General features: G+C 59.9%; 9 protein-coding genes. 2 read left to right on the top strand and 7 right to left on the bottom strand.

All coding sequences use genetic code 11. The features are described 5' to 3' along the window. The first annotated feature begins 29 nt into the window (after nucleotides 1-29). Together treS and glgB are read left to right on the top strand one after the other, a co-directional pair. Nucleotides 30-3,371 carry a maltose alpha-D-glucosyltransferase gene (gene treS, locus AC06G5_RS17065; RefSeq protein WP_480457700.1) on the top strand — a complete coding sequence of 1,114 codons (3,342 nt, stop codon included), beginning with the start codon at nucleotides 30-32 and terminating at the stop codon, nucleotides 3,369-3,371. A 2-nt stretch (nucleotides 3,372-3,373) separates the two neighbouring features. Then, nucleotides 3,374-5,605 (top strand): 1,4-alpha-glucan branching protein GlgB, encoded by a 2,232-nt coding sequence (glgB, locus tag AC06G5_RS17060; RefSeq protein WP_480457698.1) that lies wholly within the window; start codon nucleotides 3,374-3,376, stop codon nucleotides 5,603-5,605. 104 nt (nucleotides 5,606-5,709) lie between these two features. Here glgB and AC06G5_RS17055 read toward each other — a convergent pair whose 3' ends face one another. The 7 genes from AC06G5_RS17055 to AC06G5_RS17025 form a co-directional block, all read right to left on the bottom strand. Then, the gene (locus tag AC06G5_RS17055) at nucleotides 5,710-8,565 is read right to left on the bottom strand and encodes an RHS repeat domain-containing protein (RefSeq protein ID WP_480457696.1); all 2,856 of its coding nucleotides are present in this window, start codon (nucleotides 8,563-8,565) and stop codon (nucleotides 5,710-5,712) included. 81 nt (nucleotides 8,566-8,646) lie between these two features. Next, nucleotides 8,647-9,714 carry an autotransporter domain-containing protein gene (locus AC06G5_RS17050; protein WP_480457693.1) on the bottom strand — a complete coding sequence of 356 codons (1,068 nt, stop codon included), beginning with the start codon at nucleotides 9,712-9,714 and terminating at the stop codon, nucleotides 8,647-8,649. 299 nt (nucleotides 9,715-10,013) lie between these two features. After that, nucleotides 10,014-12,620: an autotransporter family protein gene (locus tag AC06G5_RS17045; RefSeq protein WP_413424068.1), complete on the bottom strand. Its 2,607-nt coding sequence runs from the start codon at nucleotides 12,618-12,620 to the stop codon at nucleotides 10,014-10,016. A 273-nt stretch (nucleotides 12,621-12,893) separates the two neighbouring features. Further along, nucleotides 12,894-13,658, bottom strand: coding sequence for an endonuclease/exonuclease/phosphatase family protein (locus AC06G5_RS17040; protein ID WP_480457691.1), 765 nt, complete (start codon nucleotides 13,656-13,658; stop codon nucleotides 12,894-12,896). A gap of 114 nt (nucleotides 13,659-13,772) precedes the next feature. After that, the gene (locus AC06G5_RS17035) at nucleotides 13,773-14,531 is read right to left on the bottom strand and encodes a PIG-L deacetylase family protein (protein WP_413424065.1); all 759 of its coding nucleotides are present in this window, start codon (nucleotides 14,529-14,531) and stop codon (nucleotides 13,773-13,775) included. 216 nt (nucleotides 14,532-14,747) lie between these two features. After that, entirely contained in the window at nucleotides 14,748-16,910 is a 2,163-nt protein-coding gene (glgX, locus tag AC06G5_RS17030) for a glycogen debranching protein GlgX (RefSeq protein WP_413704661.1), read from the bottom strand. Nucleotides 16,911-17,065: 155 nt separating this feature from the next. After that, nucleotides 17,066-17,401 carry a DUF2934 domain-containing protein gene (locus AC06G5_RS17025; RefSeq protein WP_413424061.1) on the bottom strand — a complete coding sequence of 112 codons (336 nt, stop codon included), beginning with the start codon at nucleotides 17,399-17,401 and terminating at the stop codon, nucleotides 17,066-17,068. Nucleotides 17,402-17,403 lie beyond the last annotated feature (2 nt).

Below are 17,403 nucleotides of genomic sequence, written 5' to 3'. Positions count from 1 at the left end.
GGCCAAGTCGAATTGACCAGGAGTTTCAAATGGCGAAGAAACCCAAGGCAGCCACGTTCATCAAGGACCCGCTCTGGTACAAGGACGCGGTGATCTATCAAGTTCACGTCAAATCGTATTTCGACTCCAACAACGACGGGATCGGCGACTTTCCCGGCCTCATCGCCAAGCTCGACTACATCGCCGACCTGGGCGTCAACACCATCTGGCTGTTGCCGTTCTATCCCTCGCCACGGCGTGACGACGGTTATGACATCGCCGAGTACCGCGGCGTGCACAGTGACTACGGCTCCATGGCCGATGCCCGGCGTTTCATTGCCGAGGCGCACAAGCGCGGCCTGCGGGTGATCACCGAGCTGGTCATCAACCACACGTCCGACCAGCACCCGTGGTTCCAGCGCGCACGCAAGGCCAAGCCCGGTTCGGCCGCGCGGGACTTCTACGTGTGGTCCGATGACGATCAGAAATACGACGGCACCCGCATCATTTTCCTCGACACCGAAAAGTCCAACTGGACCTGGGACCCGGTCGCCGGCCAATACTTCTGGCACCGCTTCTACTCCCACCAGCCGGACCTGAATTTCGATAACCCGCAAGTCATGAAAGCGGTGCTGTCGGTGATGCGCTACTGGCTCGACATGGGCATCGACGGCTTGCGTCTGGACGCGATCCCCTACCTGATCGAACGCGACGGCACCAACAACGAGAACTTGCCGGAAACCCATGACGTCCTGAAAAGGATCCGCGCGGAAATCGACGCCAACTACCCCGACCGCATGCTGTTGGCCGAGGCCAATCAGTGGCCGGAAGACACTCGGTTGTACTTCGGCGAAATCGATAAGAAAGGCCTGAACGGCGACGAATGCCATATGGCCTTTCACTTCCCGCTGATGCCACGCATGTACATGGCGCTGGCCCAGGAAGATCGCTTCCCGATCACCGATATTCTGCGCCAGACTCCGGAAATTCCCGCCAACTGCCAATGGGCGATCTTCCTGCGCAATCACGATGAGCTGACCCTGGAGATGGTCACCGACAAGGAGCGCGACTACCTGTGGAATTACTATGCCGCCGACCGTCGCGCGCGGATCAATCTGGGGATTCGTCGTCGCCTGGCGCCATTGGTGGAGCGCGACCGCCGTCGGGTCGAGTTGCTCAACAGCCTGCTGCTGTCCATGCCCGGCACGCCGACCCTGTATTACGGCGACGAAATCGGCATGGGCGACAACATCTACCTCGGCGACCGCGACGGTGTGCGTACGCCGATGCAATGGTCCATCGACCGCAACGGCGGATTCTCCCGCGCCGACCCCGCCAGCCTGGTGCTGCCGCCGATCATGGACCCGCAATACGGTTATCTGTCGGTCAACGTCGAAACCCAGGCCGGTGACCCGCATTCGTTATTGAACTGGACCCGGCGCCTGCTGGCCGTGCGCAAGCAATCCAAGGCGTTCGGGCGCGGTACGTTGAAGATGCTTTCGCCCAGCAATCGGCGGATTCTGGCCTACACCCGTGAATACATCGGGGTGGACGGCAAGCACGAAGTCATTCTGTGCGTGGCCAACGTGTCGCGCAGTGCCCAGGCCGCCGAGCTGGATTTGTCGGCCTACGTCGGCATGGTGCCGGTGGAAATGCTCGGAGGTAACGCGTTCCCGCCCATCGGCCAGCTGAATTTCCTCCTGACGCTGGCACCTTACGGCTTTTACTGGTTCGGCCTCGCCGCGGAAAACCAGATGCCCAGCTGGCACGTGGAGCCCGCGCAAAGCCTGCCGGACTTCAATACGCTGGTGCTGAAAAAACGCATGGAAGAACTGCTCGAAGCACCGTCAAGAACCACGCTGGAGCAAAGCATCCTGCCGAACTGGTTGCAGAACAGACGCTGGTTTGCGGGCAAGGACGCTGCCATCGAACAGGTCGATCTGGCCTATGGCGTGCGTTTCGGCGATCCGCAGCACCCGGTGCTGTTCAGTGAAATCAATGTCACCAGCGGTGGACAGAGCAGTCGCTACCAGTTGCCGTTCGGCTTTATCCCGGAAGACCAGGTCGGTACGCCGCTGCCGCAGCAATTGGCGTTGTCGCGGGTACGGCGCGGACGCCAGGTCGGCCTGATCACCGATGCCTTCAGCCTGGAAGCTTTTGTGCATGCTGTATTGCAGGGCATTCAGGCCGGCACCGTATTGGCTTCCAGCGATGGCGACATCCGCTTCGAGTCCACCGCCGAGCTGGAAAAACTCGGCCTCAATGCCGAGTCGCCGGTGCGCTACCTGTCCGCGGAGCAGTCCAACAGCTCAGTGGTGATCGGCAACAGCGTGGTGCTGAAGTTGATCCGCAAGGTCGCTTCCGGGGTGCATCCTGAACTGGAGATGAGCGCGTATCTGACCGGAGCCGGGTTCGGCAATATTTCGCCATTGCTGGGGGCCGTGGTGCGTCGGGACGCAGCGGGTCAAGACAACTTGCTGATGATTGCCCAAGGCTATCTGAGTAATCAGGGTGACGCCTGGGAGTGGACCCAGAACAATCTCGAACGGGCGCTTCGCGATGAGCTGGCCGACGCCGTCTCCGAGCAGGAGCAACATTACAACGCGCTCGGTGAACTGAAAGATTTCGCCGCTATGCTCGGCCAGCGCCTGGGGGAAATGCATCAGGTACTGGCAACGCCGGGTACCTACCCGGATTTCTTGCCGCAGGTCACCACGCAGAAGGAAGCGCTGGCCTCGGCCCGGGATGTCGCGGCGCAAATCGAGCATGCGCTGAACTTGCTCAAGCAACATGAAAATCAACTGAATACGGCGGACCAGACCCTTGTCACCCGTTTACTGGACAACAAAAAAGCCATTCTCGGTCATGTGCAAGAGCTGGGCAAAAAGACTGCGGGTGGCTTGCGCATTCGTGTGCACGGCGACCTGCATTTGGGGCAGGTGCTGGTGATCAAGGGCGATGCCTATCTGATCGACTTTGAAGGTGAACCGGCACGGCCATTGCAGGAACGACGGGGCAAGCACAGCCCGTACAAGGATGTCAGCGGCGTGCTGCGTTCCTTCGACTATGCGGCGGCGATGGCGATCAACGTGCAGAGCATCGACAACACGGCTGCGGCTGCTGCTGCGCGTTTGCGGGTCACCGAGCGCTACTTGAGCGAGGCGCGGCAAGCATTTGTCGACGCTTATCGGCTGGCGGCAGCTACTCTTGCCCATGCATGGCAAGATCCCGAAGGCGAGGACGCCGCGCTGGCGTTGTTCGGTCTGGAGAAGGCGGCGTATGAAGTGGCCTATGAGGCGGAAAATCGCCCCACCTGGCTGCCTGTGCCGTTGCACGGTTTGTATGGATTATTGAGTGGGCTCAAACCCTTTTCCGATCTTGATGGAGAGTAGTCATGAGTGTCTCGAACAAGGAACAGGGTCATCACAAAGAAGCGCTACTGCCCAGCGCACGGGATATCGATGCATTGGTGCGCGCCGAGCATATCGATCCTTTCGCCATTCTCGGCCCCCACGGTGATGGCGCCGGCGGGCAGTTCATTCGCGCTTATCTGCCGGGCGCCCTGAGTGTAGAAGTACTGGCCAGGGACTCGGGTGAAGAGCTTGGTAAGCTTGAAGCCACAGAGACGCCGGGGTTGTTTGTCGGGCATTTCGACCGAGTGCAAGGGTACCTGCTGCGCACCCGTTGGGCCGGCGGCGAGCAAACGGCCGAAGACCCTTACAGCTTCGGCCCGTTGCTGGGCGAAATGGACTTGTACCTGTTCGCCGAAGGTAATCACCGTGACCTCAGCGCGTGCCTTGGCGCACAACTCAAGACCGTGGACGGCGTCGATGGCGTGCGTTTCGCCGTGTGGGCGCCGAATGCCCGGCGAGTGTCGGTGGTCGGCGATTTCAACGTCTGGGACGGGCGCCGGCACCCGATGCGCCTGCGTCATCCCACCGGTGTCTGGGAGTTGTTCATCCCGCGCCTGCAAGCGGGCGACGCCTACAAATACGAGATTCTCGGCGCCCACGGCATTCTGCCGTTGAAGGCTGATCCCATGGCGCTGGCCACCAGCCTGCCACCGGACACCGCTTCGAAAGTCGCTTCCCCCTTGAAAGTCGACTGGCAGGATCAGGACTGGATGACGGCCCGGGGCGACCGCCAGCGAGTGACGGCGCCATTGTCGATCTACGAATTGCACGCCGGCTCGTGGCAATGCGAGCTGGACGACCTGGGCGAAGTGGCCCGCCAGTACACCTGGCCCGAACTGACCGAGCGGCTGATTCCCTATGTAAAAGACCTGGGCTTCACTCACATCGAACTGATGCCGATCATGGAGCACCCGTTCGGTGGTTCGTGGGGTTATCAGTTGCTGTCGCAATTCGCACCGAGTGCGCGATATGGCACGCCGGACGAGTTCGCCGCGTTCGTCAACGCCTGCCATGTGGCCGGGCTCGGGGTGATCCTCGACTGGGTGCCGGCGCATTTCCCCACCGATACCCACGGCCTGGCGCAGTTCGACGGCACGGCGCTGTACGAGTACGGCAACCCGCAGGAAGGTTTCCACCAGGATTGGGACACGCTGATCTACAACCTGGGGCGCACCGAAGTGCACGGCTACATGCTGGCGTCGGCGCTGCACTGGCTCAAGCATTTCCATGTCGACGGCCTGCGGGTCGATGCGGTGGCCTCGATGCTGTACCGCGACTACTCGCGCAAGGCCGGCGAGTGGGTGCCGAACCGCCACGGCGGCCGGGAGAACCTCGAAGCCATCGACTTCCTGCGCCACCTCAACGACGTGGTGGCCCTGGAAGCGCCCGGTGCGCTGGTGATCGCCGAGGAATCCACCGCATGGCCGGGCGTCAGCCAGGGCACACAACAAGGCGGCCTGGGCTTTGCCTACAAATGGAACATGGGCTGGATGCACGATTCGCTGCATTACATCCAGCAGGACCCTGTCTACCGCGCCCATCATCACAACGAGCTGAGTTTCGGCCTGGTGTACGCCTGGTCCGAGCGTTTCATCCTGCCGATCTCCCATGACGAAGTGGTGCACGGCAAGCACTCGCTGATCGACAAGATGCCCGGCGACCGCTGGCAGAAATTCGCCAACCTGCGGGCCTACCTGAGTTTCATGTGGGCGCATCCGGGCAAGAAGCTGCTGTTCATGGGCTGCGAGTTCGGCCAGTGGCGCGAGTGGAACCACGATCAGCAACTGGACTGGTACCTGCTGCAATACTCCGAGCACAAGGGTGTGCAGAAACTGGTGGCCGACCTCAATCGCTTGTACCGCGAAGAGCCGGCGCTGCATGAGCAGGACGATGTGCCGCAGGGTTTCCAATGGCTGATCGGCGATGACGCGATCAACAGCGTTTATGCGTGGCTGCGCTGGAGCAAGGACGGCAAGCCGCTGCTGGTGGTGGCCAACTTTACGCCGGTGCCACGTGAGGCTTATCGCGTCGGAGTGCCGTTTGCCGGGCAGTGGAACGAAGTGCTCAACAGCGATTCGTCGATCTATGCCGGTTCCAACTACGGCAACAGTGGCGGGGCGGTGGCCGAGGAAACGCCGAGCCATGGGCAGGCGTTGTCGTTGGTGTTGAATTTGCCGCCGTTGGCGGTGTTGATGTTAAGGCTGGAGGGGTAGCTCACCTCTATTTTATTCGATAGCCCTGACAGGTCGAGGCTCATTCAAGTACAGCCTGTCAGGGGGGAGTGATAAATTTTAATCATTTCTGAAGCACAACATAACTAAATCCATTTTGCATTCGGCGTTGCCTCGAACTTTCTTTGAGTAATTCTAATGTGGGGCATCCCCCAGTTGTCTTTAGAAATACTGTTAACGACAAACTGAGTCATTGGCTTGAATAAACCCTCCGTTTCGGGGGTGTGATCTACTCTGAATGCGTTGCCTGTCGTTTTTAGAAGCACTGGGAGCGTCGGCAGTAAAGTGCTTGGAACATGAAGTTTACTTGTGAATTTGCTTGCGATTTTTTTGTCTGGAGTAAAAGCCATAAATATGCTGGTTTGTAGTATGTCACCTACTTCAATGCTATCTCGATTTTGCAAGCGAGTGCCGCGGTAGAGCTCATCTGTCATTTGCGGACCAAGTGATGCGGCTAACAGACTAATTGTTTTTTTTGAATTTCTGGCATGGGACTCTAGTAACTCCATCGCCGGGTCATACACTTTTTGCTTTCTGGCGGGGGTTAGCTTAACTGTTCCAAAGTCGCCATCATTGTTCTTGAGTTCTGAGTACACTGCTTTTCTGGTGTCGGAGAGCGATTTTTTTATTAAATCGGAGGGGGTATTTTCGTAGTGGCTGCGGCTATGTCCTTTGAAATAAAGAGCGCCGGCGTTTGTTCCCCAAATTAGTTGTATGCCCTCTTTTTCGTCTGCTGTTAATGGCCTGTCATAGGCTTCGGGTTGCCCTATATAACCGAGGCGAACTCTAAAATAATCGATATACTTTTCAGGTTGTACTTTTTTGCTTTCCAGGTAGGTGGTGGCTACATTGATTAAGTCTGGCTCAGGAAGGTTGTCCTTGTTTTTAATAAGTTGTCTCTCCATGGAGTTTATTTCGTCATGCGTTAACTCCTTTCCTATATTTCCATCCAGATCACCAAAATTTATGGGTCTATTCCTGACCATCGCAAATAAATTCATCCCATCTACATATCCCTCCGGATCCGGATTAATCCACCGCTGCAACCACGGCGCGTAATACCTGAACCCATAGTAATAAAGCCCCGTCGCATCCCGCTCCTTGCCGGAGTACCGCACGGTCTTGTACCTGGCTTCTGTGACCGACCGGGCCGCGAAACAAGCCGTCCCCCCAAACGGGTAATACCATTCCTGGCTGATCAGGTCGGCGTTCTGGTCCAGTTCCAGTGCGCCGGATTGCAGGTGGTCGTTGAGGCTGTAACGCACCTGGTCGTTGGCGATGTCATCCGGCTGCTGGGTGACCCAGTGCAGCACCCGCACGCTGTTGCTGCCGGCGCTGGCGTTGATCACGTGGAGGATTTCGCCGGTGCTGTCGTGACGACGGACTTCCACGCCGGGCAGGTATCGCACTTCACTGGTCAGTGTGCGGGCGTTGGTCTGGTTCGCGCGCAGCTTGCGCACCCGTTGCCCGCCGCCGTCGTAGAGGTAACGTTCATAATCATCATTGCCATCGTCGCGGACCACCGGGCGCACGCTGGACAGTTGATTACGCAGGTCCCAGTCGAGCGATTGGCCCGCCTGCAACTCACGCAAATTCCCGTTGGCATCGAAACCGGCGACCAGTTCGGCTTCCGTCGGCGGCCGGCCATTGCGTTCGGGCAGGCAGCGGTTGCTGTATTGGGCGCGGGTCAAGGTGCGGCCATGGGCCTGTGAGCCGACGTGCACCAAATCCAGGAGATTGCCGCCCGCATCGTAGTGAAAGGTCTGGCTGTACCGGGCGACCTGGTTGGGGTCGAGGGGTAAGGGTTGCAGGTCGGGCAGGGCAGGGCCGCCATGGCCGGTCTTGGCTTCCCAACCCGTGGCTTCGATCAATTGATCGAGGGTGTCGTAGTGATAGGTCTTGATTGGTTCAATGCGTTGATTGTTGAAGTAACGGATCGGTTGCGCGGCATCTTCGAGGCTCAGCACGTTGCCGATCGCGTCGTAGCGATATTTCAGGTCCTGCAGTGGCGTGCCGTTGGCCTTGTGTGCGCTCAGGCCGATGAGGCGGCCATCCGCCGGATCGTAGCGGTGGCGGGTGAGGACGCCGTTACCGGCGGTTTCCGACTCGATCTGACCGGAGGCGCTGTAGTGAAGATCGCAGACCAGCGTCAGCTCTTTTTGATCGTCACCGGCCAAAGTCAGAAGCGTGTTCTTCAACTCTCCGGTGACGGTATAGGCAAAACGTTGACGATTGCCCAGCGCATCGATTTGCCGGAGCAGTTCACCGCTGGCGGCATGGTGCAGCGCGGTGGTGGCGCCCTTGGCAGATTCAAGCAATGCATCGCGTGCCGGCACGCTGTCTGGCCAGTTCACTGGAACGGTTTCGCGCAAAAAATGCCGGGTCTGTTGCAGCACCGCGCCTGCGATCCCGAGTTCGCGCAGTTGCAAGGTGCCGGCCGGGTCGTCATGGCGAATCAATTGACCGCACAGATTGCGCGAGGCCGCGTCGGCATCGACGCTCGCATACGTAAATCGCTCGAGGACGTGCGCGGCGACATCTTCACCACGTTCATGTACGGCCACCGGCCGCAGCAGTTCATCGAACTCAGTCCGGGAATGGCTGCCACGGCCGTCCCAAGCCTCGACGCGTTGCCCGGCAGCACTGTGCAACGCCACCCGCCAACCCGCGTCCACGCTGTCACTCGACAAGGGTGCACCAGACAGGCTGTACACCTGGCCCAAGTTCGCCGGCACCGACGCATCGTTCTGCGCCAGGGCAAACAGATACGGATCCCTGCTGGCCACCGCCCGGCCGGCGGCATCGAACCGTTGATGCGTCACTCGTGTATCAACCGGATCAGCCGCTAGCCGCCGATGGTATTGAATGGCCCTGATCGCCAAGCCACGCGGATCTGAAACCGCAAGGTTCGGTGTGCCGTGGTGCGCAGAATTCAATGGCATGAGTGATGGTCTCGATCAGAGTGCCCCGCCATTACAATGCATCACCCGCAGAGCCGTGGATACTGTAAGAAATACCAGTTTTTACCAGCGCATCCGCACACCCAGACTACCAATCAAGCCATTCAAGTCGTTGTCATCCACATCGCTGCTGTAATCGGCGCTGACGTAAAAACTCACGGTCGGCGTGACTCTGGCGACCAGGCCCAGGCCCAGTTCGACGGTCGTGGAATTGCGGCTGCTGCTGATCTTGTCGACCTGATCGAGGGTCACGCTGTTGCCGGAGTACGCCGTGTGCCACAAGTTGGTCCGCACGTAAGGTTCGACCAGCAGGCCGCTGATGTCGTAACTGCCTTTCAAGTGCGCACCGACCCGGCCACTCCACGAAGTCAGATCGGTGGAAGACGCGTTGCCCGAACCGGCATACGGGGTGTCCAGAGAGATGCGCTGATTGATCAACTGTGCCTGGGGTTCAATCACCCAGTTTTCGCCAAGGCCGATGGGAATGCCACCTTCTACCGACAGTGTGACCGCGCTGCCCTCGGTGGCTCTTCGGGTCCCTTGCTCGTTGCGGCTGAAGCCGTTGACCCGACCACCGCTGGCGGTCAGGTCGACGTGCCAGCCTTGTGGTCCGGTCAGGCTCCAGTAGGCGCCGAGGCTTTGTCCCTGGAGGTTGAGCGTGTCGCTATTGGGGTTGGACATTACCGAGGTGATCTGCGTGCCGTTGTTGTTGAGCTGGAACTGGCTCGTGCCGCCGACCAGCCCGACCCTCTGCGTATGGCCGCTGGCGCTTTGCAGGGTGAAGATCGCCGGGCCTTTGACTTCGTGGGTGCCGGTAACGGCCAGCTCCAGGGAAAGGAAATCGGTTTGTGCCTGGCGAGAGGGCTGGCCGTAGAGTTGGTCCCAGGCCGTGGGCGCGGCGTCTTCGGTAGTCAGGCTGGAACTTCGCAGATCGGGATGAGCGTTGAACTGACCGGGGTACGTTACTGCAAGGGTAGACAGACTGAGCGTCGGGATGTCCTGTCGATACCACGGGGTTGTTTCTTGTTCGGCAGGGGCGGCTTGTATTTCCAGGGAGGAACACAGCAGGAGTGAACTCGACACGGTGCAAAAAGCGACTTTGATCTCTTCTGGGGTGAGTGAAGTTTTCATGGAGGTCTACCTTGCAGGCGCATGTAGCATCTCGCTCTGGCGTCTCTCCTACCCCGAATGAGGGGCGACCGAATGGGATAGGACTCGCCACCGGCTGCCCGTTTTTACGGGAGTCCGAGGCGGGTCCTGATGGCATATCCGGGGGTAGTAAAGTGAAGTCAAGAAGAGCGAAACGGTCGCGTCAAGAGGATGGCCGATAAGTGGTAATGGTTTAAGTGCCTGATTTATGACGTGTCTCTAAGTTCTTGTTTGTTCGTCGGATCGTCAAAAAAAAACCGGGATAGAGTGGTTGTTGATCCTCACCACTTCACCCGCACCCCCACGTTACCGAATGTTCCCCGTTGCTGGGTGCTGTCGATATTGCTGCTGTAGTCGACGCCGGCATACACACTGACGGATGTCGCGACGCTCAGCACCATCCCGATACCGAGGTCGGCGGACGAGGTTCGTTGTTGGGATTCGACCTGATCGACATGGTCAAAGGTGACGGTATCGGTACCGGTAAAGGTGTGCCAGATATTGGCCCGCAGATACGGCTCAAGCGGCCTGCCGCCGACTTCGTAGCGACCTTTGAGTCGAGCGCCGACGCGGCCGGTCCAGGCGCTGTCGGAATCGAACGAGACATGGGAGATGCCGTCGTCCTGACTGTCGAGTCTGACCTTCTGGTAAATCGCCTGGGCCTGGGGTTCGATCACCCAGCCAGCAGCCACCGCGATCGGGTATCCGACCTCTGCCGATAAGGTCGTGACGTGACCGTCATTGTCGATCTTCAGGCCGCTTTGCGAGTGGTTGTCACCGTTGAGCCAGGTGTACATGGCCACGGTATCGAGATAGGCGCCGGCAGGATCGGTCAGGGTCCAGTAAACGCCAAGACTGTCGCCTTGCAATTCCACCTTGCCGGAGCGTTTGCCTTCGAAGCCCTCGTTGAAACCGTCGACATCACCTTGCAGGCGGCTGTGGCCGACAAAGAAACCACTGCGCTGGGTCTGTCCACTCGCCAGTTGTGAACTGAACAGGTCATTGCCGACCTGGAAGCCATTGAGCGAGCCGTCCAGTCTTGGCGTGACGGTGCCGGCCCAGGTCTGCTCGAGATTCTTGCCGTAGACCCGGCCCCAACCAGCGCCCAAGGCCCCGGTTTCTGTCAGCAGGCGCTGGTCGCCTTGACGATCATGGAACGTGCCCAGCGCCGTCAGGCTCAATTGTGCGGCAGCGGGAGGCACCACCGACCAGGTGGGAACCGCCTCGCGGTACAGCGGGATCGGTGCCGCGCCCGGGACAGCGGCGGGTAACACCGGGGTTTCGACTGTGACAACCCCTTCACCCCCCGGAACTCCGGGAACCCCGGAAACCTTAACAACCGGGGCGGCCACCGGTACTGCCACCAAAGGCGCCAGCGTCGGCGGCAAGGCGGGATCCGGGTTGGCGACGGAGACCAATGGCGGCGCCACAACCGAGGAGCGCAAGTACCAACTGTTTTCGCTGCCCGGTGTAATACCGCCTTTGAACAGGCGGTAATCGAAGGCACCGACCGAGACCGGGGCTTTGAGGGCAAATGCGGTGTTGTCGCTGACCGCCGTGCCTTGGGCCTGGACCAACTGGATGCCGTTCTGCTGCGTCAGTGCGCCTGTGCCACCGATGTTGCTGACCGTAATCAGGGTATTGCCGGTCAGCGTCCCATTGTTCACGACCAGTTTGTCACTGGGGGAGCTGTCATCGCCCACCGTGCTTTGCAAATGCAACTGACCGCCATTACCCGCGTAATTACCCTCAACAGTCAGGGTGTCATTGGTGCGTGAGTTACCACTGGCGAGATCGATGACCCCGCTGTTGTTCAAGGTTGCGAGCCGGCCTGCGGTCAATGGCGTAATGCTGCCTTGCACCGAGGTCAGCGTACTGCTGCCGTCGATATTGAATACGCCCGTGCCGGTGGTGGTGTCCCCCAGTTGAAAGTTGCCATCCAGGTCGAAGCGCGAGCCATTGCCCAGGTTGACGGTTTCCCAGTTGATGTACCGGGCGGCGCCCGATGAGGTGGTGTGATCGAAGGTCAGCAGGTCATTGCCGATACCGCCATCGGTGCCCGGGGTCAGCGCGAGGGTGCTTTCGGTCAGATTGCGCAAGGCGGCGCGGTCGTCGCCCGCCTGCAGGAGGATTGGCGAGCGGATGATCCCGCCGCCGTCCCAGACTAGGGTGTCATCGCCGTTGCCGGTGCGGATTTCGCCAACGATTTCCCCGCCCGTGACCGTGATGCTGTCGTTGCCGTTGCTGACACTGATATTGCCGCCGATTCGGCCACCGGAAACGATGATGGTGTCGGTGCCTAAACCCGTCACCAGATTGCCGAGGATCTGCCCGGCGGACATATCGAAAATATTGTTATCGAGTTTCATGTCGACGCGGCCAATGGTGCCGCCGGTCATTTTGGCGACGTCGCCATCTTCGAAGGCTCCGACGATGGTGCCGGCGGTCATCAGGAAGGTATCGCGACCATCCCCTTGGGCCAGGGACTGAATGGTCCCGCCCGACATGACGAAGTGATCGATGCCATTGCCCTGGCTGACCGCCCCGGTGACTTGCCCGGCGCTGATCGTAAAGCTGTCCGCCCCGTCGCCCTGATCCACGGTGCCGGCCACGATGCCGGAAGCCATGTCCACAGTGTCGGCGCCGGCGCCGAAGGTCACGTTGCCGTTGATCCTGCCGCTGCCATCGGCGGGGAAGGTCAGGGTGTTATTGCCTGCCAAATCGCTCAGCGGGCCGCTGGTAGCGCTGTCGCAGACAAAGTTGTCGTTGCCGGCGGTGGGGATGAGTGTGCAGGCTGCGTGGGCGGGCTGGGACCAGTTCGCACACAACCAGATCGAAAACAGGCACGCACCATGACGGTACCTGGACAGGTCTGTCGAAAACTCCATGTTGCCTCCGCGATGGGATCAACTTCCGTTCCCTGGGCCGTCATGAGTGGCCAGGAAAATGACGTACTCGGCAGCGCGAGTTGCAAGACAGCATCGGGAAAAACAGCGACCCGTGTATACCTTCAGCAACCAAGACGCTACGTATGTGGTGCAAGCCCCTGCAGACATCCTGCGGAGCATCACCAACGTAGCAGTCATTGATTCAACGTGGCTACTGTCAGAAATAACAGGTGGGGGACGATTTTTCGCTACTTCGCGCGGATTGGCCGCGATTCAGAGGTGCACTTCCACCGCCAACGGCAAATGGTCGGAAAGGTGCGTCCATGGCTTGTTCCCGAGTATTTTCGGCTCATGGCTGCTGGCATTGCGCAGGTAGACGCGATCGAGGCGCAACAGGGGAAACCGCGCGGGGTAGGTTTTGGCCGGACGACCAAGGTGGCGTTCGAAAGCTTCGTGCAAATCATCGCGGCGGACCAGGGCGGCATTGCCTTGCATCTGCCAGTCGTTGAAGTCACCGGCAATGATTACCGGCGCCTGCCCGGGCAGGGACTCAAGGAGCTGACAGAGCAACTGCAATTGCAACTGACGATGGCTTTCCAGCAGGCTGAGGTGCACGCAGATGGCATGGACTTCGCTATGCCCCGGCACGTCCAGCACGCAGTGCAGCAAGCCGCGACGTTCCGGGCCGGTAATGGAAACATCCAGGTTTCGGTACTCGCGGATCGGGTACTTCGACAGCAGGGCGTTGCCATGATGACCGTCGGGGTAGACGGCGTTGCGCCCATAGGCGAAGTCGCTCCACATGCTGTCGGCAAGGAATTCATATTGCGAGGTTTGCGGCCAGTCGTTGTAGCGAGAGGAGTGGCGGTCGTGCTCGCCGACGACCTCTTGCAGGAACACCAGGTCTGCCGACGTACTGCGCACCGCTTCACGCAACTCGGGGAGGATGAAGCGCCGGTTGAGTGCGGTAAAACCCTTGTGGGTGTTGACCGTCAGCACGCGAAGTCGATGAATCGCCGCAGGCGTGTTCAATGGCATTGATTCGGCTTCCTGGCGTTTTGAATGACTGGCCACATGCACTCCACTGATTCAGGGCTGCTTATGTATGCGACTGATGCGCCAGCAGGCAGTTCAGTCTGATGGGCTGCACTTTCAAACCAGCACGATTTCATAAGACAAACGGATACGCTCCAGCAGCGTGCGGGGCAGCAATGGCGCAAGGCCGATGGCCGGTTCGCCGTCGAGTTGGCTGGCATAGGCGTGGATGGCGTGGCTCTTGCGGGCGATGGTCCAGGTATCGAGGCGCACCTTGCGTGCACGATGCCAGGGGATCAGCTCCCGGTCCCGTGCCGGCCAGTGCCAGGCCCAGAGCGGTATGTCGTTATAGGTTGCCCCTGCGCTGGCCGCCGCCCGGGCGCTGGCGCGACCAACAGTGTCGTGGTCGGCGTTGCCGTCCTCGCGCCAGGTGCTGAACACCACATCGCCGGGGCGCAGGTAACGCGTGATGAATCGGGTGATCTGTTCTTCGTGTTCCACCAGGGCGTTGTCGGTAAACCCGCCCCGTATCCACTTCAGGCTGTGCATCGGCAATCCGAGTCGGCGTATGGCTTCGACGCTTTCCTGGGGACGGAATACGCTGAGGCGTTTTTCCGACCACTGCACAGAGCCCGGATGGCTGGCGCTGCCGTCGGTGATCGAGATCAGTTGCAGTGGGTGGCCCAGGTTGCTGAGCAATTGCAGCAGGCCGCCGCAAGTCACGACTTCATCGCCGGGGTGGGGGGCAATGAGCACTGCGCGTGCGCCAGTGGGTACCAGGGATTGGGGGCTGATGACCGGAATGCTGTCCAGTTGCGGGGCACTGTTCCAGATCTGTGCTGGCAGGCTGGTTTCACTGACGGAAACGGATTTCATGGGCATTACGTCCTTGTTCTGCTTCGCCTTCAGTCGTGCGCGATCCAGGCCCGGCAGACCCGTGAGGGCTCGTTGATAACAATGTGCGCCAAGCCAAACCCTGGATTGCCGCGCATCGAGTATTACTCATGTAACGCTATTCGTCGCATCGCGAACCTGACCAATATTATTTTTCCGCTCTACGGCAGTGGCGCCGTGAATTCCCGAACCTCGTCGCTACTCTTCATCTTCATGCTGTAACTCGAACAACAGCAACGAGCGGCCGGTGATCGAGTACTCGTGGCCAAACTCGAAGCGCTCCTGGCCGCGGATCGACGGCTGGTTGGTGTCGATCATGCATGTCCAGAAACCACCGTCGGGCACTTCCGGCAGTCGGAAATTGACGATGTCGTGATGCGCGTTGACCACCAGCATCAACGTCGCGTCGGCGCCTTTGCGGCGAATGCCGGTTTCCTGGGCGCGACCATCGAGCAGCATGCCCAGGCATCGATTGTGCGCGTCGTGCCAATGCTCGGTGCTCATTTCCTTACCGTCCGGCGCCAGCCAGGTCACGTCCTTGACGCCGATGTCCTCGTTGTAATTACCCACCAGAAAACGTCCACGGCGCAGGATCGGGTACGTCAGGCGCAACTTGATCAGGCGTTTGACGAACTTGAGCAGGGTCTTGCCGTCTTCGCTGAGATCCCAGTTGACCCAGCCGATCTCGCTGTCCTGGCAGTACGCATTGTTGTTGCCGTCCTGGGTGCGGGCGAACTCGTCGCCAGCCACCAGCATCGGCGTGCCCTGGGCCAGCAGCAGGGTGGCGAAGAAATTGCGCATCTGCCGATGGCGCAGCGCATTGATCTCGGGGTCGTCAGTGGGGCCTTCGACGCCGTGGTTCCACGACAGGTTGTTGTTGCTGCCGTCCTGATTGTTTTCGTCGTTGGCTTCGTTGTGCTTGTCGTTGTACGACACCAGGTCATTGAGGGTGAAGCCGTCATGGGCGGTGACGAAGTTCACTGACGAGTAGGGGCGGCGGCCGCGCTGATTGAACATTTCGCCCGAAGCGGTCAGGCGGCTGGCAAAGTCCGCCAGTTGCCCGTCGTCGCCTTTCCAGAAGGCGCGCACGGTGTCGCGGAACTTGTCGTTCCACTCGACCCAGCCAGGCGGGAAATTGCCGACCTGATAACCGCCGGGACCGCAGTCCCACGGTTCGGCGATCAGTTTGACCTGGCGCAATACCGGGTCCTGGCGGCAGGCCACCAGGAAACTGTGGCGCTCATCGAAACCGTCGTGATAACGCCCGAGGATGGTCGCCAGGTCAAAGCGGAAACCGTCCACATGCATTTCCGAAGCCCAGTAGCGCAATGAGTCGGTGACCATTTGCAGCACGCACGGATGGCTCAGGTCCAGGGTGTTGCCGGTGCCGGAATCGTTGATATAGAAGCGTTTGTCATCCGGCTTCAGGCGGTAGTAGGACGCGTTGTCGATGCCGCGCATGGACAGGGTCGGGCCTTGTTCGTTGCCCTCGGCGGTGTGGTTGTAGACCACGTCGAGGATCACCTCGAGGTTGGCTTCGTGCAGGTGAGCGACCATTTCCTTGAATTCGGCAATCTTGCCGCTGGCCAGGTAACGCGGGTCGGGGGCAAAGAACGCAATGCTGTTGTAGCCCCAATAATTGGTCATGCCCTTGTGCAGCAAATGCTGGTCGTTGACGAACGCGTGGATCGGCAGCAGCTCCACGGACGACACGCCGAGCTTGCGGATGTGCTCCATCACGTCATCGACCATTAACCCGGCAAACGTCCCGCGCACGTTTTCGGGAACCGAGGGATGACGCATGGTGAAGCCGCGCACATGGGTTTCATAAATGATCGTCTTGTCCCACGGCACGCTGACGCGGTGGTCGTGGCCCCAGGTGTGCGCGGGGTCGATGACCTTGCATTTGGGCACGAAGGGCGCGCTGTCCCGTTCATCGAAACTGAGGTCGGCGTCGGGGTGACCAATGGTGTAGCCGAACAGCGCTTCGGACCATTTCAGCTTGCCGACCAGTTGTTTGGCGTAGGGGTCGATCAGCAGTTTGTTGGGGTTGAAGCGATGGCCGTTGGCCGGGTCGTACGGACCGTACACGCGGTAGCCATAAATCAGCCCGGGATGAGCGTCGGGCAAGTAGCCGTGATAGATCTCGTCGGTGTATTCGGGCAGTTCGATGCGTTCGAGTTCCACCTCGCCGGTGTCGTCGAACAGGCACAGCTCAACCCGGGTGGCATGGGCGGAAAACAGCGCGAAGTTGACGCCCAGTCCGTCCCAGGTGGCACCCAGCGGGAAGGGCAGCCCTTCGCGGATTCGTGTGGCTTCGGCACGAGGGGCTGGCGCGGCGGCTTTCTTCGGACTGGTCATGAATGCTCCTGGGTACAAAAAAAACTCGCTGGATCAGCACTGCATCCTGTGGGAGCGGGCTTGCTCGCGAAAGCGGCGTGTCAGACAACACAAATGTTGAATGCCAGACCGCATTCGCGAGCAAGCCCGCTCCCACAGGTATGTTTTGGGCCTGATCAGACCGCCGGCGGTTTTCGCGGCGCCCGGGGCTTTTTCTCGACGGCCTTTTCTCCCGGCGGGATCACTTTTGAAGCCGCCGCCGGTTTGGCTTTGGTTTTCGGCACGGCGGTCTTGCCGTTGAGTGTCTTGTCGGTGGTGAGCTTGCCGTCGCCGGTTTTCTTCGGCGCGGCTTTGCTGGCGGCGACCTTCGGTGATTTGCTTGGGGCCAGGGCTTCGGCTTCTGCCAGCTTGCGCGCCATCTCCCAGTGGCGGGCTTCCTGACCTTCGGGTTTTCCTTCGGATTCCCAGATCTGATAAGCGAATTCGCGGATGCGTTTTTCGTCGGTACTCATTG

Source organism: Pseudomonas sp. WT-JTC (assembly GCF_056711565.1).
The sequence above is the reverse complement of the archived record's forward strand: the minus strand, read 5'-3'. Positions and strand labels throughout refer to the sequence as shown.

Excerpts from the sequence above, each read along its gene's own strand:
- treS (WP_480457700.1), top strand. The coding sequence starts at position 30 with ATGGCGAAGAAACCCAAGGCAGCCACGTTCATCAAGGACCCGCTCTGG.
- glgB (WP_480457698.1), top strand. The coding sequence starts at position 3,374 with ATGAGTGTCTCGAACAAGGAACAGGGTCATCACAAAGAAGCGCTACTG.
- AC06G5_RS17055 (WP_480457696.1), bottom strand. The coding sequence starts at position 8,565 with ATGCCATTGAATTCTGCGCACCACGGCACACCGAACCTTGCGGTTTCA.
- AC06G5_RS17050 (WP_480457693.1), bottom strand. The coding sequence starts at position 9,714 with ATGAAAACTTCACTCACCCCAGAAGAGATCAAAGTCGCTTTTTGCACC.
- AC06G5_RS17045 (WP_413424068.1), bottom strand. The coding sequence starts at position 12,620 with ATGGAGTTTTCGACAGACCTGTCCAGGTACCGTCATGGTGCGTGCCTG.
- AC06G5_RS17040 (WP_480457691.1), bottom strand. The coding sequence starts at position 13,658 with ATGCCATTGAACACGCCTGCGGCGATTCATCGACTTCGCGTGCTGACG.
- AC06G5_RS17035 (WP_413424065.1), bottom strand. The coding sequence starts at position 14,531 with ATGAAATCCGTTTCCGTCAGTGAAACCAGCCTGCCAGCACAGATCTGG.
- glgX (WP_413704661.1), bottom strand. The coding sequence starts at position 16,910 with ATGACCAGTCCGAAGAAAGCCGCCGCGCCAGCCCCTCGTGCCGAAGCC.
- AC06G5_RS17025 (WP_413424061.1), bottom strand. The coding sequence starts at position 17,401 with ATGAGTACCGACGAAAAACGCATCCGCGAATTCGCTTATCAGATCTGG.